Below are 22,167 nucleotides of genomic sequence, written 5' to 3'. Positions count from 1 at the left end.
CAGCAGACCCCCAACATGATCCCTACGGACCATGTTGGGGGTTTGTTGTGGTTGTACCCTCTTTGAGGGACGTCTCGTCCCCAACGCGTACATCCTTTCGTCCACTGTCTTTTTCATCCCGATCCGAGAATCAACGAGTCCCGCGGATTAGCGCTTCTGCTCGTGGAGAGGCATCTGTGCCCGACGGCGAAGAATGGCGGCCCTTCCGACGGGGCGCCCCCCGTGTCGACCGCACCGGCGCATCGGCCGACGCCGACGCGACCGGCACCACCGGGGAAACGAATACCGACGCTCGACGCGAGCAGACCGGCGATCGTCCGGCCGGTCGCCCCGAGCGTTCCTCGAGCGATCGCGATAGCCGACCGGCCCGCGACTCTCGTGATCGGAACGCCGGCGCACCGCGAGGCGACCGACGGTCGTACGGCGATCGGCCGGAAACTCCCGGTCGGCGTCCCGACCGCGACGGCGCCCGTGATGATGCTCGCCCCGACCGCGGAGATCGCCGCACCGGCGGAACCGGACGTGACGGCGACCACCGCGGCGACCGGCCGAACCGCTCCGACAACCGATCCGGCGGCTTCTCCGGTCGGGACGGACGCTCCGGAGGCTACGGTCGCGGCGCCTCCGGTGACAGCCGGGGTGACTCCCGCGGCGGACGCCCCCCGCGCAGTGGAGACGATCGACCCAACCGGGGCGGCGGTGATCGTCCGAACCGGACCGGTGACGATCGGCCGTATCGCAGCGGTGAGGGACGCCCGAATCGCGGCGCCGACGACCGCGGCGGACAGCGCAGCGGCGGCTACGGCCGCCCCAACGACCGCGGCACGGGCCCGCAGGGACGCGACCGGCATGCCGACTCCGAGTCACGTCGCCCCAGCACCCACCGTTCCGGTGAGGACCGCGCCGACGAGCCGGATCTTCCCGATGACGTCACCGCGGACGAATTGGACGGCGCGGTCCGTCGGGAGCTGAGCACCCTCGACAAGCGCAACGCCGAAACCGTCGCGCGGCAACTGGCCATGACCGGACGGCTGCTCGACGACGACCCGCAGCTGGCGTTGAGCTACGCCCTGGCCGCCCGCGGCCGAGCGAGCCGACTCGCGGTGGTACGCGAAGCGGTCGGTGTCGCGGCCTACCTCGCCGGTGACTACGCACGGGCACTGTCGGAACTGCGTGCGGCCAAGCGCATGGGTTCCGGCAACGGCCTGCTCGCGATGCTCGCCGACAGCGAACGCGGTCTCGGACGGCCGGAACGGGCGATCGAGCTCGGCCGCAGCGACGAAGCCCGCGCCCTCACCGGCGACGAGGCGATCGAACTGCGCATCGTCCTGGCCGGTGCCCGCCGCGACCTCGGCCGCCCCGAGGAAGCGGTCGTGCTGCTGCAGACCAAGGATCTCGACAAGTCGAAGACCGGACTGACCGCCGTGCGGTTGTTCTACGCCTACGCGGACGCCCTGCTGGCCGCCGGCCGCAAGGACGAGGCCCTCGAATGGTTCCTCGCCACGGCAGCCGCCGACGCCGAAGGCATGACCGACGCCGAGGAACGCGTGGAAGAACTGGGTGGCGAATGAGCACCGGCCCGGCCACCCTCGGCAACACCTACGATGTCCTGCTCTACGACCTCGACGGCACGCTCTACCGGGGAGCCGACGCGGTCCCCGGCGCGGTCGAGGCCGTGGCCGCGCAGCAGGCTCGCTCTATCTACGTCACCAACAACGCGTCACGTCGTCCCGGCGACGTCGCCGAACACCTGCGTGAGCTCGGATACCCGGCCGCCGATGACGACGTGGTGACCAGCTCCCAGGCCGGTGCACGCCTGCTGGCGGAGCACCTCGAACCGGGCGCCGAAGTGATGGTCGTCGGTGCGGACGCGCTCTGCGAGGAGGTCGAACGCGTCGGCCTCGTACCGGTGCGCACCTCCGGTCCGAAGACCGCCGCGGTCGTCCAGGGCCATTCGCCGGACACCGCGTGGCCGGTGCTCGCCGAGGCCGCCTTCGCCATCCGCGCCGGCGCTTTCTGGGTGGCCACCAATACCGACGCCACCCTGCCCCTCGCCCGCGGCCTCGCCCCCGGAAACGGTGCGATGGTCAGCGCCCTGATCACCGCGACCGACCGCCGTCCCGAGGTCGCCGGAAAGCCCTACCGCGCGCTGATGCAGGACGCGATCGACCGGTCGGGAGGCACACACCCGCTGGTGGTCGGCGATCGACTCGACACCGACATCGCCGGCGCCGTGACGGTCGGGCTCGACTCGCTGCTGGTCTTCACCGGGGTGAGCACCGCCGCCGACCTGCTCGCCGCCGACTCGTCGATGCGCCCGACCTACCTGGCGAACTCGCTGGCCGCGCTCGACGAGAGCCCGGATGCGACCCGGGTCGGGCCACAGTCGGGATGGAGCGTCGCCCGCGACGGCGATGCGGTGATCCTGCGGCGCGCCGACGGCGATCCCGATGCCCCCGTGGACGCGGAGGAAGGGATTCGGGCGTTGCGGGCAGCCGCGGCGTTCACCCTCGACCAGCCGGCACCCGGCGGGGCGATCGCCGGCGACGCGGCGGCGGCCTCCGCCATCGACACCTGGTATCGGTGAGCCGGCCGGCCATAACGGTCCCTCGAACGCTAGCGTGGATCACGATGACCGAATCCGGACGCCCGGTGCCACATCCGGGCCACGTCGCCGCAGCCCACGGCGCCATGCGCGTTGCCTCGACCGATGTGTCGGGTGGCGGGCTGGACGGTGCCCGCGAACTCGTCGGGCGGGTGCGGGACGTTCTCGATGTCCCGATCCCCGCGCCGCCCGCCGGTGACGATCCGTCCGCCGACTACTCCGGCACCGCTCTGGAAGAGCTGGCGGAGGCCGCCGGTCGTCTCGAACGAGCCCACGAATTGCTTTCGGACGCCCTGGCCGCAGTGGACAAGACCTGACGTGGCCCGCCGTGCACGGGTCGACGCCGAACTGGTTCGGCGGGGACTCGCCCGTTCTCGCGACCATGCCGCCGAACTGATCCGGTCCGGCCGGGTCCTGATCGCCGGTGCCACCGCCGAGAAGCCCGCCACCGCCGTCGAGGCAGGAACCCCGCTGCGGGTGATCGAGGTGACCGACGAGGTCGCCTGGGCGTCCCGCGGCGCCCACAAACTGCTCGGCGCCCTCGACGCCTTCGAGCCCGACGGCCTGGCGGTCACCGGCCGTCGGTGCCTCGACGCCGGCGCGTCCACCGGTGGCTTCACCGACGTCCTGCTCTCCCGCGGCGCCCGCGAGGTGGTGGCGGTCGACGTCGGCTACGGCCAACTCGTCTGGCGACTCCAGCAGGACGAACGGGTCCTCGTCCACGACCGCACCAATGTGCGCGCGATCGACGCCGCCACGATCGGCGGACCGGTCGACCTGATCGTCGCCGACCTGTCCTTCATCTCGTTGGGTTTGGTGCTGCCCGCGCTCGCCTCCTGCCTGGCACCGGGCGGCGACATCGTCCCGATGGTGAAGCCGCAATTCGAGGTCGGCCGCGACAACCTCGGCGCCGGGGGCGTCGTCCGGGACCCGAGGTTGCGGGCGAGCGCCGTCCTGGAGGTGGCCCGCTCCGCCGCCGCCCTCGGGCTGCGCACCCGCGGCGTGACCGCCAGCCCGTTGCCCGGTCCGTCCGGGAATGTCGAATACTTCCTGTGGTTGCGGACCGACGGATCCCCGGCCGACGGCACCGAGACACCGCAGATCGCGTCCACACCATTCGATGAGGAGACCGTCGGCGAGATGATCGACCGGGCAGTACGGGAGGGACCGGAATGACGCGCCGCGAGTTTCTGCTGGTGGCCCATCCCGGCCGAGCCGACCTCGTCGACACGTCCCGACGGGTCGCCGAATTGCTGGCCGCGGCCGGCGTCGGACTGCGAATCCTCTACGAGGACCGGCGCGAATCCGACCCGCCCGAGACCGCGGGGACGGTTGTTCTCGGCTCCGTCGACGGCCTCGAGGTCTCCGTCACCGATGCGCCCACCGCCGCCGAGGGATGCGAACTGGTCCTCGCGCTCGGCGGCGACGGCACGATCCTGCGGGCCGCCGAATACGCCCGCGAGGCCGACGTTCCGGTCCTGGGCATCAACCTGGGCCGCATCGGCTTCCTCGCCGAGACCGAGGTCGACGACAGCCTCGAGTCGGCGTTGCTGCGGGTTCTGGCCGGCGACTACCGCATCGAGGACCGGATGACCGTCGACATCTCGGTACGGCGCGGTTCGACACCGATCGGCACCAATTGGGCGCTCAACGAGGCGAGCATCGAAAACGCCGCCCGCCTCGGTGTGCTCGAGATCGTCCTCGAGGTCGACGATCGTCCGGTGTCCTCCTTCGGCGGCGACGGCGTTCTCGTCGCGACCCCGACCGGATCGACCGCCTACGCCTTCTCGGCCGGCGGCCCGATCATGTGGCCGGACCTGGAAGCGCTGCTGGTGATCCCGTCGAACGCGCACGCCCTCTTCGCCCGGGCGCTGGTCACCAGCCCCGACGCGCGGATCGCGGTCGAAACGGTCGCCGACGGTCACGACGCCCACGTCTTCTGCGACGGGCGCCGGGTGATCGACGTGCCGCCGGGCAGTCGGATCGAGATCCGGCGCGGAGCACGGCCGGTGCGGTGGGTGCGGCTGGACTCCGCACCGTTCGCCGATCGGCTCGTCCGCAAATTCGAGTTGCCGGTCAAGGGATGGCGGGGGAGAACACCGTGATCGTGGGGATGGGGGAGCCGGTGGTACGGGAGAACCGAGGGTCACGTGCTGTGTGAGGTCGACATCTCGGGGCTCGGCGTCATCGACCGGGCCCGCGCACCGTTCTCGTCGGGGTTGACGGTGGTCACCGGCGAGACGGGCGCCGGCAAGACGATGGTCGTCACCAGCCTGCACCTGCTCTCCGGTGCCCGCGCCGACCCCGGCCGAGTGCGGGAGGGCCGCGACAAGGCCGTCGTCGAGGGACGCTTCGCCACCGACGGCACCGACGCGGCGACGGTCGCGGCCGTCGATGAGGTGCTCGAGTCGACCGGGGGAGCGCGCGACGAGGACGGCACCGTGATCGCCGTGCGCACCGTCAGCGCGGATGGCCGATCCCGCGCGAACCTCGGCGGGCGCAGCGTTCCCGCCGGCGCTCTCGCCGAATTCACCGCCCCGCTGATCACCGTGCACGGACAGAACGACCAGCTGCGTCTGCAGCGCCCCGACCAGCAGCGCGATGCGCTCGACCGCTTCGGCGATCGCACGATCTCCGGACCCGCCAAGCGCTACCGCGCCGCCCGCACCGCCTGGCTGCGGGCCCGCAACGAACTGCTCGACCGGGTCGCCCGCAGCCGCGAACTCGCCCGCGAGGCCGACCAGCTGCGCTTCGGTCTCGACGAGATCGGCGCCGTCGACCCGAATCCCGGCGAGGACGTCGAACTGGTGGCGCTGATCCGCCGCCTCGGAGACCTGGAGAGCCTGCGGGAATCGGCCGCGCGCGCGCACGAGGCATTGGTGGGTGGTGACGCGGGCGACGAACCGGCGGCGATGGCGCTGCTCGGCGCCGCCCGCTCGGCTCTCGGTGGCGCCGAGGATCCGGCGCTGACCGCCCTCGAGCCACGCATTTCCGAGGTGATCGCCGTGGTCACCGATATCGCCGAGGAGCTGTCGAGCTATCTCGACGGTCTGTCCGCCGACCCGGCCGTCCTTGAAACCCACCTCAACCGCCAGGCGCAGCTGCGGACGTTGACCCGCAAATATGCCGAGGACGTCGACGGGGTCCTCGAATGGGCAAGAGTCGCCAATGCGCGGCTCTCCGAGGTCGACGTGTCCTCCGATACCCTGGGCGAACTCGAGGCGGAGGTACGCCGGCTCGCCGACGTGGCCGCTACCGCGGCCGCGGAACTGAGCGCCGCCCGGACCAAGGCGGCCGGCAAACTGTCGAGCGCCGTGAGCGCCGAGCTCGCCGGACTGGCGATGGGCCGCAGCCGCCTGGAGGTACGCGTCCAGCGGCGTGCGGCCGTCCCCGACGACGATGCCCCTCTGACCGTCGACGGGGAACTCGTCCACGCCGGTGCCTCGGGGATCGACGACATCGAATTCCTGTTGCAGGCCAGTGGTTCGGGACGGGCACTGCCGATCTCGCGCAGCGCGTCCGGTGGCGAGCTGTCGCGGGTGATGCTCGCCCTGGAGGTGGTGCTGGCGCGCTCGAATACCGGCACGACGATGGTCTTCGACGAGGTGGACGCCGGGGTCGGTGGGCGTGCCGCCGTCGAGATCGGCCGCCGCCTCGCCCGGTTGGCCCGCACCCACCAGGTGATCGTGGTGACCCACCTCCCGCAGGTAGCCGCCTACGCCGATCAGCACCTGATCGTCGACAAGACCCAGGGGAAGACCACCGCGGTCAGCGGTGTGCGGCTGCTCGACGACTCGGAGCGCGTCGTCGAACTCGCCCGTATGCTCGCCGGTCTGGACGACACCGAGACCGGTCGGGCGCACGCCGAGGAGTTGTTGGCCACCGCCACCGCCGAGCGCACCGCGAACGCCTGACCCGGGCGGTGCTGTAACCGCTGTGACTGAAGTTGATCGTGTTACGGCGCGCCTCCCGTGTTACTGATGTGACTTCACGGATGATCGCCGCATGAAAATGCCGGCAGTGCTCACCCGCAGTCGTGAGGCGCTTCCCGGGCTGACCGGAATCGCTCGCGTCGACAAGAATCCGACCAAGTTGCTGTCCCGGGTGGGCCCCGGCGACATCGTCATCATCGACACCGAGGATCTCGACCGGTTGACCGCCGATGCGCTGGTCACCGCCGACGTCCTGGCCGTCGTGAACGTCTCGACATCCTTCTCGGGCCGCTACCCCAACTCGGGACCCGAGATGCTGGTCGCGAACGGCATCGTCCTGGTCGACGAGGCCGGCCCCGCCGTCCTCAAGCGCATCAAGGACGGCACCCGGGTGCGCCTGCACGACGGTGTCGTCTACGCCGGGGACAAGGAGGTCGCCCGCGGCTCCGAGCGCGACGGCATCTACGTCGCTTCCCGGCTGATCGAATCGAAGTCCGCCCTGATCGACCACCTGGAGGCGTTCTCCGGCAACACCGTCGAGTTCGTGCGCACCGAAAGTGCCTTGCTGATCGACGGTGTCGGCATCCCGAAGGTCAAGACGCCGATGCGCGGTACGCACGTCGTGATCGTCGCCGACGGCCCGGACCGCGAATCCGATCTCAAATCGCTCAAGGCGTTCATTCGCGAGTACTCGCCGATCCTCGTCGGGGTGGGTACCGGCGCGGATGCGTTGGTGGAGGCCGGATATCGGCCGCGCGTCATCGTCGGTGACCCGGACGGTATCGGTACCGAAGCGCTGCGCAGCGGCGCCGAGTTGATCCTGCCGGCCGATCCCGACGGCCACGCCGAGGGCCTCGAACGGATTCAGGATCTCGGTGTCGGCGCGACGACCTTCCCGGCGGAGGCCGGCCCGGTGGAGCAGGCGCTTCTGTTGGTCGATCATCAGGATCCGGCGATGATCGTGCTCGCCGGCGGCACCCGGACGTTCGAGGACTTCCTGGATGCGGATCTGCGCGAGGACGCTCCGGCGGCCTTCGTCACGCGGATGCGTGTCGGCCCGAAGTTGGTGGACGCCAAGGCGGTTGCGACCCTCTACGGGTCGCGCGTGACCGGGGTGCTCGTCGCGCTGTTGATCATCGCCGCGCTGATCGCGGTGGTTGCCGGTGTGATGTTCTCGGCGGCCGGTCCGGTCGTGATCGACGCCGCCCGTTCGATGTGGGATTCGGCGGACTCGTGGGTGCGTGCGACGGTGGAGAGTCTGCGGGGTCGATAGGTGATAACGCGTCGTGCACACGCGATTTCGTTGATCGCGGTGTTTCTGGCGCTGGCTGTTGGTGTCGTCCTGGGGTCGGGGTTGCTCTCGGGTGAAGTGGTGACGGTGCTGCGCGGCGAGCGAGCCCAATTACAGGAAAACGTCGATCGGCTGACCGCCGAGACGGCGGATCTACAGGCACAACTGGATCGAGCGGATGCCTTCGACGGTGCGATGGCCGAACGGGTGGTGCGCGGTGCGCTGTCCGGCCGAACGGTGGTGGTCTTAGCCGCCCCCGATGCCGACCCGGAATCGCTGACGGCGATCGAATCGATCATCGGCACCGCGGGCGGCGCGGTGACCGGTCGGGTCACGCTGACGCAGGATGCGTTGTCGACGGCCAATGGTGACGATCTGCGCACCCGGGCGACCAGCGTCGTCCCGCAGGGTGTGCAGCTGCAGACCGCCGCGGTCGATCAGGGCAGCATCGCGGGCGACCTGCTGGGAGCGACGCTCCTGCGCGATCCCGGAACCGGTCAGCCGCGGGCGGCGGGCGCGGACGTCGAGCTGGTGCTCGGCGCGTTGCGATCGGCAGGCTATCTCCAGGTCGAGGGGCTGCCGGAGGCCGCGGACCTCGCGGTGGTCGTCTCCGGTCCGTCCGCGGACGGCAACGCCGGGGCGCTGCTGGCTCGATTCACCACCGCTTTGCGGCCGCGCGGTGCCGGGGCGGTGCTCGCGGGTCCGGTCGCGGCGGCGGAGGGCTCCGGTCCGATCGCCACCGTGCGGGCGGACACGGCCGACAGCGCGGTGAGCACGGTCGACGGTGTCGATCGCCACGCCGGGCAGATCGCCCTGGTGCTGGCCCTGGCCGAGCAGTCGGCGGGCGGCTCCGGCCAGTACGGGCTGTCCACGGGGGCCGCGGCCTTCGCCGCCGGGTAGATCCGACCGACCACAGATGCTCGGCGGCGGCCGCGACCCGCCGCCGAGACCCGGTGGTTCGCACCGCCGGTGCGAGGGGATGTTACTGTGAAGTTCCGTGGTCAGTAGGCGTCAGCGCCTGCTCGTTATGCTACGGAGTTGCGGTGTCCCAGTCTCGGTACGGCTCGCGTTCGCAAACCAAGCACATCTTCGTCAGCGGTGGCGTCGCGTCGTCGCTCGGCAAGGGTTTGACGGCGTCGAGTCTCGGTCAATTGCTCACCGCACGCGGGCTGCGGGTCACCATGCAAAAGTTGGACCCGTACCTGAATGTCGATCCCGGCACGATGAACCCGTTCCAGCACGGTGAGGTCTTCGTGACCGAGGACGGCGCGGAGACCGATCTGGACGTCGGTCACTACGAGCGCTTCCTCGACCGCGACCTGAGCAAGGACGCGAACGTCACGACCGGCCAGGTCTACTCGGCGGTGATCGCCAAGGAGCGCCGCGGCGAGTACCTCGGCGACACCGTCCAGGTCATCCCGCACATCACCGACGAGATCAAGAGCCGCGTCCTGGCGATGTCCCGGGCCGACGCGAGCGGTCGGCATCCCGATGTGGTGATCACCGAGATCGGCGGCACCGTCGGCGATATCGAATCGCAGCCCTTCCTCGAGGCGGCCCGCCAGGTGCGTCACGACGTCGGCCGCGAGAACGTCTTCTTCCTGCACGTCTCGCTGGTGCCCTATCTGGCGCCGTCCGGTGAGCTCAAGACCAAGCCGACCCAGCACTCGGTGGCCGCGCTGCGCAGCATCGGCATCACCCCGGACGCGCTGATCCTGCGGTCCGACCGCGAGGTGCCGATCGCGCTGAAGAACAAGATCGCCCTGATGTGCGACGTCGACGTCGACGGATGCATCTCGACCCCCGACGCCCCGTCGATCTACGACATCCCCAAGGTGCTGCACCGAGAGGGGCTCGACGCCTACGTCGTTCGGCAGCTCGACCTGCCGTTCCGCGATGTCGACTGGACCGTGTGGGGCGACCTGCTCGACCGGGTGCACGCCCCGCGCGAGGAGGTGACCGTCGCGCTGGTCGGCAAGTACGTCGACCTGCCGGACGCCTACCTGTCGGTCAGCGAGGCACTGCGCTCCGGTGGTTTCGCCCACCGCGCCAAGGTCGAGGTCCGCTGGGTGCCCTCCGACGACTGCGCCACCCCGCAGGGCGCGGCGGCCGCGCTCGCCGATGTCGACGCGGTGCTGCTGCCGGGCGGGTTCGGCATCCGCGGCATCGAAGGCAAGATCAGCGCCGCGCGCTACGCCCGCACGCAGGGCATTCCGACGCTGGGCCTGTGCCTGGGATTGCAGTGCATGGTGATCGAGGCCGCTCGCACCGCCGGGCTGACCGAAGCCGATTCCTCGGAATTCGATCCGGATTCGTCGACGCCGGTCATCTCGACGATGGCCGACCAGGAGTCGGTGGTCGCCGGCGAAGCGGACCTGGGCGGCACGATGCGCCTCGGTGCCTATCCCGCTGTCCTGCAGGCCGGTTCGGTCGTCGCCGGGCTCTACGGCGAGCGGGAGATCTCCGAGCGTCATCGGCATCGCTACGAGGTCAACAACGAGTACCGGGATCGGATCGCGAAGTCGGGCCTGGTGTTCTCCGGGACGTCGCCGGACGGGCGGCTGGTCGAATTCGTCGAGTTGCCCGCCGATGTGCACCCCTTCTACATCGGCACGCAGGCGCATCCCGAGTTGAAGAGCCGGCCGACGCGCCCCCACCCGCTGTTCGCCGGACTGATCGGCGCCGCGCTGGACTACCAGGCGTCCGGGCGGCTGCCCGTCGATGTGCACCCGGAAACGCCGGAAACGGTGGGCGTCGAATGACGGAGCACGAGTTCCGGACGCTGGCGTCGGAGGAGATCTACCGCGGCAAGATTCTGGCGCTGCGCTCCGATACCGTCACCATGCCCGACGACCGGACGGCGGTCCGGGAGGTCGTCGAACACTTCGGCGCTGTCGCCATCGTCGCGCTCGACACCGATGACACGCTGATCCTGGTGCGGCAGTACCGCCACCCGGTCGAGCGCCGGATGCTCGAATTGCCGGCCGGTCTGCTCGACGTCGCCGGCGAGGATCCGGTGGACGCCGCCCGCCGGGAGCTGGCCGAGGAGGTCGGACTCGGGGCCCGGGAGTGGTCGGTCCTGGTCGACGTCGCCGCCTCACCGGGCTTCACCGACGAGGTGGTTCGGGTGTACCTTGCACGGCAATTGCATCCCGTCGATCGGGACGCGCCGCAGTTCGAGGAGGCGGACATGGTCACCGTGCGCATGCCGCTGGGCGAGGCGGTCGCCGCGGTGTTCGACGGCCGCATCGTCAACGCCTCCGCGGTGTCCGGCATCCTCGCCGCCGCGCTGCACAGCGCCCCCGGCGGTCCGGCCACCCGTCCCGCGCACGCGCCGTTCGATCTGCGGCCGACCGCGTTGGACCACAGGATCGGTAGTGGGGACCGCTAGCGATATACCGGACGACATCGCGGACCGGGACACGGACGGCGTGAACGACCGTGTCCCCGAACGGATCTCCGCCTACCTCGACCACCTGGCGGTCGAGCGGGGAGCAGCGCGCAATACGTTGAGCGCCTATCGGCGCGATCTGGGGCGGTACGCCCACTTCCTCGCCGACCGCGGCCTCGGTGACCTGATCGAGGTCACCGAGGCCGACGTGGTCGACTTCGCGGGCGGCCTGCGGGAGGGCGACGACGACTACCCGCCCCTGGCGCAGAGTTCGCTGGCCCGCACCCTGATCGCGGTGCGCGGCCTGCACAAGTTCTCCCTCGCGGAGGGCTCGGTGGCGGTCAACGTCGCCGCCGCGGTCAAACCGCCCGCACCGGGACGGCGGCTGCCGAAGGCTCTCGGTGTGAGCGACGTGGTCGCCATCCTCGAGGCGGTCGGTGGGGACGATCCGCGCGCACTGCGCGACCGGGCGCTGCTCGAGGTGCTGTACTCCACCGGAGCCCGGATCTCGGAGGCGGTGGGGCTCGACGTCGACGACGTGGACACGGTCGATCGTTCCGTCCTGCTGCGGGGCAAGGGTGGCAAGCAGCGGTTGGTGCCGATCGGCCGGCCGGCCCTCGCGGCGCTCGAGGCCTATCTGGTGCGCGGTCGCCCCGCACTGATCGCCCGCGGTACCGCCGCGGTCTTCCTCAACGTCCGCGGCGGCCGGCTCTCGCGGCAGAGCGCCTGGCAGGTGCTGCGCACCGCCGCCGAACGGGCCGGGGTCACCGCGACGGTCTCGCCGCATACGCTGCGGCATTCCTTTGCCACCCATCTGCTCGACGGGGGCGCCGATGTCCGCGTCGTCCAGGAATTGTTGGGGCACGCGTCGGTGACCACGACGCAGATCTACACGATGGTGACCGCCAATACACTGCGCGAGGTGTGGGCGACCAGCCATCCGCGGGCCCGCTGACCGCGGCGGCTCGCAGCACCGGTGCGGGCGGTTTCGGGGCGCCGGATGCGCGATTTTTCCCGTCCGACCTCAACCGATGGTCGAGACTACGGCGGGTGTGTCCCGTCCGGGTCCGCCCCGATCGGGCGGTACCGTCATGTCCGGACGACTGGACGCTGGGGTCGTACGCACGGGTCGGATCCCGACTCGCTTGCGTCCGCACCGGTGTACCGGCCGGCCGAGAGTGACCGACACACCGTGACGGCATCGACCAGAGGTAGGGAGCGCGAGGGCAGTGGTGGCACCCCAACCGCCGTCGGCGGACCCCGCCGACCGGTCGGCATTCCTGCAGCACGACATGCGGGACGGCGCCCTGTTCAAAACCGGTGACGCCGAACACGATCGCATCGGACCCGCCGATCCGAACCTGGGCCCGACCGGGCGGCTGCCGCGCGAGATCCCCAAGCCGTCCCGGCTCTCGAGCCACGGGCCGGCGCGGGTTGTCGCGATGTGCAACCAGAAGGGTGGCGTCGGTAAGACGACGTCCACGATCAATCTCGGCGCGGCATTGGCCGAGTACGGTCGCCGCGTCCTGCTGGTCGACCTCGACCCCCAGGGTGCGCTGTCGGCGGGCCTCGGTGTGCTGCACCACGATCTCGACCTGACGGTGCACAATCTGCTGGTCGAGTCCGGGCACTCCGCCGACGACGTCATCGTCCGCACCCGGGTCGAGGGCATGGATCTGCTGCCGAGCAATATCGATCTGTCGGCGGCGGAGATCCAGCTGGTCAGCGAGGTCGGCCGGGAGCACGCCCTGAGCCGGGCGCTGCATCCGCTGCTCGATCGCTACGACTACATCCTGATCGACTGCCAGCCGTCGCTCGGCCTGCTGACGATCAACGCGCTCGCGGCGGCCGATTCGGTGCTGATCCCGATGGAGTGCGAGTACTTCAGCCTGCGCGGGCTGGCGCTGCTCACCGATACCGTGGACAAGGTGCGCAATCGCCTCAACCCGCGGCTGTCGTTGTCCGGGATCCTGGTGACGATGTTCGACGCGCGCACCCTGCATTCGCGCGAGGTGATGGCCCGGGTGGTCGAGGTCTTCGGTGACCTGGTCTTCGACACGGTGATCACCCGGACCGTGCGCTTCCCGGAGACCTCGGTCGCGGGGGAGCCGATCACCACCTGGGCCCCGCGCTCCGGTGGCGCCGACGCCTATCGGGCGCTCGCGCGGGAGGTGCTGTACCGGGATTCGCCCCAGCGGAACTCGACGCTGTGACGGTTCTCGACACCGACCGGGGGGCGCCCGGATTCGACGCCGACGGTCCCGATCCGGGTTCCGACCTGGCCGCCGCCGAGTTGACGGTCGCCCCCGACGATGTCGGGTTCCGGGTGCGACTCGACAACTTCGAGGGGCCCTTCGATCTGCTGCTGACCCTGATCGGCAAGCACCGACTCGACGTCACCGAGGTCGCGCTGCACATCGTCACCGACGAATTCATCGTCTACACACGGGAATTGGGCGACCGTGCCGACCTCGACCACACCACCGAATTCCTGGTGGTCGCCGCGACGCTCCTCGACCTGAAGGCCGCGCGGCTACTGCCGTCCGGCGAGGTGGAGGACGCCGAGGACCTCGCGATGCTCGAGGCGCGGGATCTGCTGTTCGCGCGGCTGCTGCAGTATCGCGCCTACAAGCAGGCCGCCGAGATCTTCTCCGCCCTCGAAGGCGCTGCGCTGCAACGTTATCCACGGGCGGTTTCGCTCGAGGATCGGTACGTCTCGCTGCTGCCGGAGGTCACCCTCGGGGTCGATCCGTTACGGTTCGCCGAGATCGCGGCGGCCGCCTTCCGGCCGAAGCCGATACCGGCCGTCGGGCTGGGGCATCTGCACGTGTCGCCGGTGTCGGTACCGGAGCAGGCGATCGTGATCCTCGACCGGCTGCGCGATGGCGGTGTCGGGACGTGGATGTCGTTCGCCGATCTGGTGGCCGACTGCACCGTGCCGGTGATGATCGTCGCGCGCTTCCTGGCGCTGCTCGAGCTGTTCCGGGAGCAGGTGATCGCCTTCGAGCAGCCCGAGCCGCTCGGCGACCTGCAGGTCAGTTGGACCGGCACGGAGGCCTCCGCCACCCTCGCCCGATCGGACGACTACGGATGACCGACGAGAGCCCGGTCCCCGGGGAGTCTCCGATCCCGGGGCGGGGTGACGGTGCGTCGCCGGCCGCCGACGCGACCGCGAGCGTGGACGGTGAGCCGGTCGACGCGTCCGCCGATCCGGCGGATTTCGACGATGTGGCCGAGTCGGACGATCCGGCCGAGGTCGACGATCCGGCCGAGGTGGACGACGTCGAACTCAAGGCGGCGCTCGAGGCGATCCTGCTGGTGGTCGACACCCCCGCCACGGTGCAGCAGCTGGCCGACGCCGTCGTCGTCGAACCGGCGCGCGTCGAGGCGATGCTGATCGCGATGGCCGCCGACCTGGCCGAACGGGCCTCCGGGATCGACCTGCGCAGCTCCGGCGAGGGGTGGCGGTTCTACACGCGCTCCGCCTACGCGCCCTACGTGGAGCGGGTCCTGCTCGACGGCGCCCGTTCGAAGCTGACCCGCGCGGCGCTCGAGACCCTCGCCGTCATCGCCTATCGCCAACCGGTCACCCGCGCCCGGGTCAGCGCCGTGCGCGGCGTCAACGTCGACGGTGTGATCCGCACCCTATTGGCCCGCGGGCTGATCACCGAGTCCGGCACCGATCCGGACACCACCGCGACGCGGTACGCGACCACCGAGCTGTTCCTCGAACGACTCGGTCTGACCTCGCTGAACGACCTACCGCCGATCGCGCCCCTGCTGCCGGACGTCGACGTCATCGACGACATCAGCGACGACATCCACGCCGACCCCCGTTTCACGGCCCGACCGACGCGCGGGGCCGAGCCGAACACCGGCGTCGGCGACGTCGACGATCAGGACGCGTAGCCTGGACGGAATGCCGGGCGCGATGCCCCGCAGTCACCACAGAAACGAAATAGAGAACATGACACCCTCCGCTCGCCGTGATGGCACACCGGACCGCCAGCCCAACCGACGCACCGACTCGACCCGCTCCTCCCGCGGGCGCTCGGATGCCACCCGCTCCGACCGGGCACGTTCGGATTCCTCCCACTCGGACCGCAACCGCTCGGATCGCGGCCGTTCCGAGCGCACCTACTCCGATGGGCCCCGTTCCGACCGGGGACGTTCCGACGGAACTCGCTCCGACCGGGGACGCTCCGACGCTCCGCGTTCCCACCGCGGCCGCACCGACGGGCCGCACGGGCGCACCGACGGGCCCCGTTCGGATCGCACCCGGTCCGAAGGATCGCGCACGGACCGCGGACGCTACGACGGCCCGCGTTCCGATCGCCCGCGTGCCGACGGCTCGCGCTCGGATCGCGCCCGTACCGATGGGCCGCGTTCGGATCGTGGGCGGTACGACGGCCCGCGCTCGGATCGCGCCCGTACCGATGGGCCGCGTTCGGATCGTGGGCGTTACGACGGCCCGCGCCCGGATCGCAGCCGTACCGACGGCCCGCGGCCGGATCGTGCCCGTTCCGAGGCCGATCGGGCCGACCGGGGACATGCCGACGCGCCTCGCCCGCCTCGTCCCCGCACCGACGGACCTCGTCCGACCACCGGGATCCGGACCTCGGCCACCGCGCGTCCGACCCGCAAGCCGCGCCCCGCGCGCCGCTCGGACGTGCCGACCATCAGCAACGCCAAGCCCGCCCGCCGGCAGCACGTCGAGTCGCAGGACCGCCCGGAACCCGCCGGTGAGGGCGTGCGGCTGCAGAAGGTGCTCGCCGCCGCCGGTGTCGCATCCCGCCGCGCCGCCGAGGAGATGATCTCCGACGGCCGCGTCGAGGTCGACGGCACGATCGTGCGGGAAATGGGTCGCCGGATCGACCCCGATGTCGCTGTCGTCCGCGTCGACGGCGTGCGCGTCGTGGTCGCCAAGGACACCGTCTACCTCGCGATGAACAAGCCGCGCGGATGGCAGTCGACCATGTCGGACGACCTGGGCCGGCCCTGCGTCGGCGACATCGTGCGCGATCGGGTCGCCGCCGGACAGCGCCTCTTCCACGTCGGACGTCTCGACGCCGACACCGAGGGCCTGCTGCTGTTCACCAACGACGGCGAATTGGCACACCGGCTGATGCACCCGTCGTACGAGGTGCGAAAGACGTACCTGGCCACCGTGACCGGCGTCGTCCCGAAGAGCCTCGGCCGAACCCTCAAGGACGGCATCGAACTCGACGACGGCACCGCCAAGGCCGACGAGTTCACCGTGCTGGAGATCTCCGAGGGACGTTCACTGGTACGGGTGGTCCTGCACGAGGGGCGCAAGCACATCGTGCGCCGCCTGCTCGCGGCGGCCGGTTTCCCGGTGGAACAGTTGGTGCGCACCCACATCGGTGTGGTGGCGGTCGGGTCGCAGCGACCGGGCAGCCTGCGCGCCCTCAGCCGCGACGAGGTCGGCGCGCTCTACAAGGCCGTGGGCCTGTGATTCGTGAAATCGGCCGTCGGGGGGCGGCCGCCGTGACGGGGGAAGGGACACAACGATGATCGTGGCGATGGACGGTCCATCCGGGACCGGAAAATCCACCGTGTCGCGACGGCTCGCGATCCGGCTCGGCGCCGGCTACCTCGATACCGGTGCGATGTACCGTGCGGCCACCGTGTGGGTGCTCGACTCGGGTATCGACCCGGAGAACGCTGCCGCGGTCGCGGCGATCGCCGACGCGATCCCGCTCGAGATCGGTACCGATCCGGCGATCGAATCGGTGCGGCTCAACGGACTGGACGTCGGCGAGCGCATCCGCACCCGGGAGGTGACCGCCGCCGTCTCCGCGGTGTCGGCCGTCCCGCGGATCCGGGTGATCCTGGTCGAGCAGCAGCGGCGTGCCGCCGCCGCGCACGACCACATCGTCGTCGAGGGCCGCGATATCGGCACCGTGGTCTTCCCGCGCGCCGAGATCAAGATCTACCTGACCGCGTCGGCCGAGGTACGGGCCCGGCGACGGGTCGGACAGAGCGGTGGCGACTACGCGACCACCCTCGCCGACATCGAACGTCGCGATCTGCGCGACAGCACCCGCCCGAATTCCCCGCTGCGCAAGGCCGACGATGCGATCGAGGTCGACACCAGCGACCTCGGCCGCGACGAAGTGATCGATCGGCTGGTCGGAATCGTCGAGGAGCGCATGGGGGCCACCGAAACTCGAAGGACACACGAATGAGTGAGGACACGCTCCCCGGCGACGGAACCTGGAGCGACGAGTCCGACTGGGACCTGCTCGACGCCGACGACACCACCGAGGAGGCCGGTGCGCCGATGCCGACGCTGGCGATCGTCGGTCGCCCGAACGTCGGCAAATCGACACTGGTCAACCGGATCCTGGGCCGACGGGTCGCCGTCGTCGAGGACATCCCGGGCGTCACCCGCGACCGGGTGTCCTACGAGGCATCGTGGGCCGGCCGCCGATTCCTGGTGCAGGACACCGGCGGATGGGAACCGGACGCCAAGGGTCTGCAGCAGGCGGTCGCCCGTCAGGCGGAGTTCGCGATGAACACCGCCGACGCGATCCTGGTGGTGGTCGACGCCACCGTCGGCGCCACCTCGACCGACGAAGCGGTCGCCCGGGTGCTGCGGCGCTCCAAGACCCCGGTGATCCTGGTGGCCAACAAGGTCGACGACGAGCGCCTCGAATCCGAGGCCGCGTCGCTGTGGTCGCTCGGCCTGGGCGAACCGCATTCGATCAGCGCCACCCACGGCCGCGGCACGGGCGATCTGCTCGACGACGTCCTGAAAGTGCTGCCGGATACCCCGCGCGAGGGCAGCGGCGGGCAGGGGCCGCGCCGTGTCGCGCTGGTCGGCAAGCCGAACGTCGGAAAGTCGTCGCTGCTGAACCGGCTGGCCGGCGACGAGCGATCGGTGGTCCACGATATGGCGGGCACCACGGTCGACCCGGTCGACTCGCTCGTCGAACTCGGCGGCAAGACATGGCAATTCGTCGACACCGCCGGTCTGCGGCGTCGGGTGAACCAGTCCGGCGGCACGGAGTACTACGCCTCGCTGCGCACCCGCGCGGCGATCGAGGCCGCCGAGGTCGTGGTGGTCCTGATCGACGGCTCCCAGCCGATCACCGAGCAGGACCAGCGGGTGATCACCATGGTCGCCGACGCCGGCCGGGCGCTGATCCTGGCGTTCAACAAGTGGGACCTCGTCGACGAGGATCGTCGCTTCGTGCTCGAGAAGGAGATCGACCGGGAGCTCTCGCGCGTGTCGTGGGCGCTGCGGGTCAACGTCTCCGCGCTGACCGGGCGCGCGACCCAGAAGCTCGCCCCCGCGTTGGAGACCGCGCTCGAGTCGTGGGACAAGCGCGTCCCGACCGGACAGCTCAACACCTGGTTGCAGGCCCTGGTGGCGGCCACCCCGCCGCCGATCCGCGGCGGTCGGCTGCCGCGGGTGCTGTTCGCGACGCAGGCCGCGTCGCGGCCGCCGACGTTCGTGCTGTTCACCACCGGCTTCCTCGAGGCCGGCTACCGCCGATTCATCGAACGGCGTCTGCGGGAGGACTTCGGTTTCCCCGGTTCGCCGGTTCGGGTGAACGTGCGCGTGCGGGAGAAGCGCAAGCGCCCCTGACCCGAGCGACACAGCGTTGTGGGGAGTTCTGCAGCCACCCTATGGATGCAGAACTCCCCACACGCATGTTCGAGGTGACCGGCGAAATGTGGATGCGCGGGCCGGCGCGACGTGATGAGGTGTGGACACCATGACATCGCCCTGGAGCGTCCGCGCCGAATCGCCGGACGATATCGCCGCCGTCCACGCCATCCACGCCGCCGCCTTCCCCACCGAGGAGGAGGCGGACCTGGTAGACGCCCTGCGCGCCGACCCGGCGTGGATCCCGGAGCTCTCGCGGGTGGCGGTCGACGCGGACGGGCGGATCGTCGCCCACTGTCTGCTGACCCGCTGTCACATCGACGACGTTCCGGCGCTGTGCCTCGCTCCGGTGGCCACCGCACCGGAGCAGCAACGCACCGGCGCCGGATCGGCGGCCATCGAATCGTGCCTGGCGGAGGCGGCGAAGCTGGGGGAGCGGTACGTGGTCGTTCTCGGCCACCACGACTACTACCCGCGATTCGGCTTCCAGCGGGCCGCCGACCACGGCGTTCGCATCTCGATCGACGTCCCCGCGGAGGCATTGATGGTGCTCGCCCTGCCGGATGCCGGACCGATCCCGGCGGGGTTGATCCACTACGCACCGCCCTTCGGTATCTGACGGCACGGTGTCGGGTCGGTACAACAGGTGGGTGATGCCGGCCACCGCGAGGCGATTTCGTCGCGACCCCCGCCCCGGGGTACCCTCATCGAGCGCGTGAGCGCAGCGGGCTGTGGCGCAGCTTGGTAGCGCACCTGACTGGGGGTCAGGTGGTCGCAGGTTCAAATCCTGTCAGCCCGACAGATAAGCTCCGGCGAGCAATTTCTCGCCGGGGCTTCTTCACGTCCGAGGACCGTTTCGTTGGTCGCCCGCCGGTACCCGCATCCGTCCGATCCGGCTGCAGGTGGATGAGGACCTGGTGCTTTCCTGGCTGCCCCCGGGTAATCTGATGGTCCCCGGCAGAAGGCCGCACCGGGACGGCAGGGTTCTGCGGTGCGCGGTGCGACTGCCCTGCACGCCTTCGAGAAGGCCACCGGCACACTCGGGGTCGAGCAGCTCGACCTGTTGATCCTGCACCAGCCGGCGGTGGGCGTCTTCGATCGCACGATCGCCGCCTACAAGAGTGTGGAGAAGCTCTACGCCGACGGTCTGGTGCGCGCGATCGGAGTGAGCAACTTCACCCCGGTCTCCCTGCGCCAGCTGCTGGACGTGGTGGACGTGATTCCCGCCGTGAACCAGATCGAGCTGCACCCCTATTTCGTGCAGAAGGATTCCCAACAGATGAACGCCGAGCACAGCATTCCGACCCGGGCGTGGTCACCGATCGGGGGGATCACCTTCTATGGCGGACAGTTCGGCGGCTCCGGTCGCGCCACCGTGACCGATCCCGTCCTGGTGGAGATCGCCGCCGCGCACGGCAGGACGACCGCACAGGTCATGTTGCGCTGGCACATTCAGCAGGGACGCCAGGTCATCCCGAAATCGATCAACCCGGCGCGCATCGCGGAGAACTTCGACGTCTTCGACTTCGAGCTGACCGGCGAGGAACTCGGACGGATCGACGCGCTCGACACCGACCTGCGCGGCGGGCCCGACCTCGACCGGCCGCAGCCTCAGTTCCTCGAATTCCGGATCCCGGAAGCCTGACCGATGAGCGCGTGACACCGTTGTGCGCGTCCCCGGATCGACGGTCCCGATGCGGCCGATATTGGCGCTATGATTTCCGACAGTTCCGCAGGCCGGACGGGGACGCCCACCGATGTCGCCAACCTTCCGGTTCCTGATGGACGGACCCGGCTCGTCGATCACCGGCTCCGACTTCCTCACGACGGCGACGTCACCGCGGCCCACCGGGTCGGACTGCTCCCGCAGTTCGGCTGCGGGGCAAGGTATGTCGGCGTTGGAGTCGGCCGGTAGGCGAGCGGGCGAGTTGCGGCTGCCTCATCCCGACGTGTGCGTACCACCGAACCGGGATAAGGTCCGATTCTCTACGTACTCGGGAAGGGGAGCGGTAGTCATCGCGCTTCGGATTTGGCTCAGCAGTGCGGGTGCGGCAACCGTCCAGGTCATGCGGTTGTTGCGGGAAAACCCGGACGGGGTCGACGTCATCATCTACGCCGGCAATGTCGATCCGGACGCGCCGGCGCTCTCGGCGTGCGACGTCCCGGTGGTCGAGCCGCGCTATGTCGGCAACGAGGAGTACGCGCAGTTCGCGCTGGACTTCTGCCGGGTCCACAGGATCGATGTCCTCATCCCGCCCAGGCGCCTCGATGCGCTCGCCGGCCGGGTGGAGGACTTCGCCGCTATCGGGACACACCTGATGTGTTCACCCGCGGCCGCCGTCGCGACGCTGACGAACAAGGCGCTCACCTACAAGATCGCGAGCCGAGAGGGCACCCCGGTGCCGCCGTGGCGTGAAGTGACCGATGCCGACCAATTCGAGGACGCGGTCGACGAACTGTCCCGCACCGGAGAAACCCTGTGCTTCAAGCCGAGTGGGGAATACTCCGCCTTCGGCTTCCGGATCCTCGACGACCGCCCGTTGACGATGGCGAGCCTGAAGGCCGCACCCGAGCCGGTCGTATCGGTCGAGGCGGTCGCCGCGGCGATGCGTCGCGCCGATATGGAGGGCGAGGCGGTACCGCCTCTGCTCGTGATGCCTTTCCTCGACGATCCGGAGATCAGCATCGACTGCCTCTCTGCTCCGGGAGGTGAACTGCTGGTGGGTATTCCGCGCGCCAAGCAGGGACGATTCCGCACGATGCTCGACGATCCGGCGCTGGTGGACATCGCCCGGCAGCTGGTGCGAAACTTCGAACTGTCATACCTCACGAATGTGCAATTGCGTTACCGCAGTGGTCATCCGGTGCTGCTGGAGATCAACCCGCGACCGTCGGCGGGGCTCTTTCACACCGCCTTCGCCGGTGTGAACCTGCCGTGGGCCGCCGTGCGGCTGCTGCTCAAGCGCGACGCCGGCTTGCGGCTGCCGCCGCGCTTGCCGGTCCGCATCGCCGTCGCCGAGGCGGTCATGGAGGTCGCGCCCGCCGGCGAGGGTCAGCTGATCGACGACCTGGGGTTGCGCGAAGCGGGTTAGGCCCGACACCCGGGAATGCCCGATCGCGTACCTCTACGCGAAACGTCCGGCAACGCATATCACCTCACACGCATGTGGCGGCTTCACCCGGATGATCGGGTGAAGCCGCCTGCGGCGTTTCCGAACCCGCAGGCCGCGGATTTCTACAATCCGGACCTTCGGGACACGCCGAAGGGGGTACTGGCGGTACCCGGAAGAAGAGGTACTCCCGCCGCACGCC

The 22,167-nt window shown here is 70.2% G+C and carries 19 protein-coding genes, 1 tRNA gene and 1 pseudogene; all 21 read left to right on the top strand.

All coding sequences use genetic code 11. The features are described from left to right. Positions 1–176 precede the first annotated feature (176 nt). The 21 genes and pseudogenes from MB1_RS26955 (at position 177) to MB1_RS11385 (ending at position 21,947) form a co-directional block, all read left to right on the top strand. Entirely contained in the window at positions 177–1,571 is a 1,395-nt protein-coding gene (locus MB1_RS26955) for a tetratricopeptide repeat protein (protein ID WP_084351511.1), read from the top strand. Next, a complete protein-coding gene (locus MB1_RS11480) occupies positions 1,568–2,587 on the top strand; it encodes an HAD-IIA family hydrolase (RefSeq protein ID WP_066906810.1) in 1,020 nt (339 codons plus the stop codon). Before MB1_RS26955 ends, MB1_RS11480 begins: the two co-directional genes overlap by 4 nt. Positions 2,588–2,631: 44 nt before the next feature. Continuing rightward, positions 2,632–2,922, top strand: a complete 291-nt coding sequence (locus tag MB1_RS11475; RefSeq protein WP_066906808.1) for a hypothetical protein — start codon at positions 2,632–2,634, stop codon at positions 2,920–2,922. A 1-nt stretch (position 2,923) separates the two neighbouring features. Further along, positions 2,924–3,781 (top strand): TlyA family RNA methyltransferase, encoded by an 858-nt coding sequence (locus MB1_RS11470; protein WP_066906805.1) that lies wholly within the window; start codon positions 2,924–2,926, stop codon positions 3,779–3,781. Further along, a complete protein-coding gene (locus MB1_RS11465; protein ID WP_066906803.1) occupies positions 3,778–4,710 on the top strand; it encodes an NAD kinase in 933 nt (310 codons plus the stop codon). Before MB1_RS11470 ends, MB1_RS11465 begins: the two co-directional genes overlap by 4 nt. Before the next feature lie 45 nt (positions 4,711–4,755). Then, positions 4,756–6,519, top strand: a complete 1,764-nt coding sequence (gene recN / locus MB1_RS11460) for a DNA repair protein RecN (RefSeq protein WP_066906801.1) — start codon at positions 4,756–4,758, stop codon at positions 6,517–6,519. A gap of 91 nt (positions 6,520–6,610) precedes the next feature. Beyond that, positions 6,611–7,810, top strand: a complete 1,200-nt coding sequence (gene steA / locus MB1_RS11455; RefSeq protein ID WP_066906799.1) for a putative cytokinetic ring protein SteA — start codon at positions 6,611–6,613, stop codon at positions 7,808–7,810. Beyond that, positions 7,811–8,728 carry a copper transporter gene (locus MB1_RS11450; RefSeq protein WP_066906798.1) on the top strand — a complete coding sequence of 306 codons (918 nt, stop codon included), beginning with the start codon at positions 7,811–7,813 and terminating at the stop codon, positions 8,726–8,728. It abuts the gene before it with no gap. A gap of 143 nt (positions 8,729–8,871) precedes the next feature. Continuing rightward, positions 8,872–10,590 (top strand): CTP synthase, encoded by a 1,719-nt coding sequence (pyrG, locus tag MB1_RS11445; RefSeq protein WP_066906796.1) that lies wholly within the window; start codon positions 8,872–8,874, stop codon positions 10,588–10,590. Further along, positions 10,587–11,219: an NUDIX domain-containing protein gene (locus MB1_RS11440; RefSeq protein ID WP_066906794.1), complete on the top strand. Its 633-nt coding sequence runs from the start codon at positions 10,587–10,589 to the stop codon at positions 11,217–11,219. Before pyrG ends, MB1_RS11440 begins: the two co-directional genes overlap by 4 nt. A 40-nt stretch (positions 11,220–11,259) precedes the next feature. Beyond that, positions 11,260–12,174: a site-specific tyrosine recombinase XerD gene (gene xerD / locus MB1_RS11435; RefSeq protein WP_066906938.1), complete on the top strand. Its 915-nt coding sequence runs from the start codon at positions 11,260–11,262 to the stop codon at positions 12,172–12,174. A 274-nt stretch (positions 12,175–12,448) separates the two neighbouring features. Further along, positions 12,449–13,432: a ParA family protein gene (locus MB1_RS11430; RefSeq protein WP_245650138.1), complete on the top strand. Its 984-nt coding sequence runs from the start codon at positions 12,449–12,451 to the stop codon at positions 13,430–13,432. A 65-nt stretch (positions 13,433–13,497) separates the two neighbouring features. Continuing rightward, positions 13,498–14,313, top strand: a complete 816-nt coding sequence (locus tag MB1_RS11425) for a segregation and condensation protein A (RefSeq protein ID WP_066906932.1) — start codon at positions 13,498–13,500, stop codon at positions 14,311–14,313. Next, the gene (gene scpB / locus MB1_RS11420; protein WP_084351506.1) at positions 14,310–15,128 is read left to right on the top strand and encodes an SMC-Scp complex subunit ScpB; all 819 of its coding nucleotides are present in this window, start codon (positions 14,310–14,312) and stop codon (positions 15,126–15,128) included. The genes MB1_RS11425 and scpB overlap by 4 nt, the downstream gene beginning before the upstream one ends. Positions 15,129–15,888: 760 nt before the next feature. Further along, entirely contained in the window at positions 15,889–16,695 is an 807-nt protein-coding gene (locus MB1_RS26950; protein ID WP_369406860.1) for a pseudouridine synthase, read from the top strand. Positions 16,696–16,750: 55 nt separating this feature from the next. Further along, entirely contained in the window at positions 16,751–17,428 is a 678-nt protein-coding gene (cmk, locus tag MB1_RS11410; RefSeq protein WP_066906792.1) for a (d)CMP kinase, read from the top strand. Beyond that, complete coding sequence (gene der / locus MB1_RS11405; RefSeq protein WP_066906790.1) at positions 17,425–18,834, top strand: ribosome biogenesis GTPase Der; 1,410 nt, start codon at positions 17,425–17,427, stop codon at positions 18,832–18,834. The genes cmk and der overlap by 4 nt, the downstream gene beginning before the upstream one ends. Before the next feature lie 130 nt (positions 18,835–18,964). Then, complete coding sequence (locus tag MB1_RS11400; protein WP_066906923.1) at positions 18,965–19,474, top strand: GNAT family N-acetyltransferase; 510 nt, start codon at positions 18,965–18,967, stop codon at positions 19,472–19,474. Between the two features lie 106 nt (positions 19,475–19,580). Beyond that, positions 19,581–19,654: transfer RNA gene (locus tag MB1_RS11395), tRNA-Pro, on the top strand. A gap of 189 nt (positions 19,655–19,843) precedes the next feature. Next, a pseudogene (locus MB1_RS11390) lies at positions 19,844–20,500 on the top strand (aldo/keto reductase); the annotation flags it as partial. Between the two features lie 421 nt (positions 20,501–20,921). Then, positions 20,922–21,947 (top strand): ATP-grasp domain-containing protein, encoded by a 1,026-nt coding sequence (locus MB1_RS11385; protein WP_218000230.1) that lies wholly within the window; start codon positions 20,922–20,924, stop codon positions 21,945–21,947. Positions 21,948–22,167 lie beyond the last annotated feature (220 nt).

Source organism: Millisia brevis NBRC 105863, from assembly GCF_001552615.1.
Classification (GTDB): Bacteria; Actinomycetota; Actinomycetes; order Mycobacteriales; family Mycobacteriaceae; genus Millisia; species Millisia brevis.
This window is presented reverse-complemented; position numbering and strand designations above follow the sequence as displayed.

Excerpts from the sequence above, each read along its gene's own strand:
- cmk (WP_066906792.1), top strand. The coding sequence starts at position 16,751 with ATGATCGTGGCGATGGACGGTCCATCCGGGACCGGAAAATCCACCGTG.
- MB1_RS11480 (WP_066906810.1), top strand. The coding sequence starts at position 1,568 with ATGAGCACCGGCCCGGCCACCCTCGGCAACACCTACGATGTCCTGCTC.
- MB1_RS11475 (WP_066906808.1), top strand. The coding sequence starts at position 2,632 with ATGACCGAATCCGGACGCCCGGTGCCACATCCGGGCCACGTCGCCGCA.
- MB1_RS11400 (WP_066906923.1), top strand. The coding sequence starts at position 18,965 with ATGACATCGCCCTGGAGCGTCCGCGCCGAATCGCCGGACGATATCGCC.
- scpB (WP_084351506.1), top strand. The coding sequence starts at position 14,310 with ATGACCGACGAGAGCCCGGTCCCCGGGGAGTCTCCGATCCCGGGGCGG.
- MB1_RS11440 (WP_066906794.1), top strand. The coding sequence starts at position 10,587 with ATGACGGAGCACGAGTTCCGGACGCTGGCGTCGGAGGAGATCTACCGC.
- MB1_RS11465 (WP_066906803.1), top strand. The coding sequence starts at position 3,778 with ATGACGCGCCGCGAGTTTCTGCTGGTGGCCCATCCCGGCCGAGCCGAC.
- MB1_RS11385 (WP_218000230.1), top strand. The coding sequence starts at position 20,922 with ATGCGGTTGTTGCGGGAAAACCCGGACGGGGTCGACGTCATCATCTAC.
- steA (WP_066906799.1), top strand. The coding sequence starts at position 6,611 with ATGAAAATGCCGGCAGTGCTCACCCGCAGTCGTGAGGCGCTTCCCGGG.
- der (WP_066906790.1), top strand. The coding sequence starts at position 17,425 with ATGAGTGAGGACACGCTCCCCGGCGACGGAACCTGGAGCGACGAGTCC.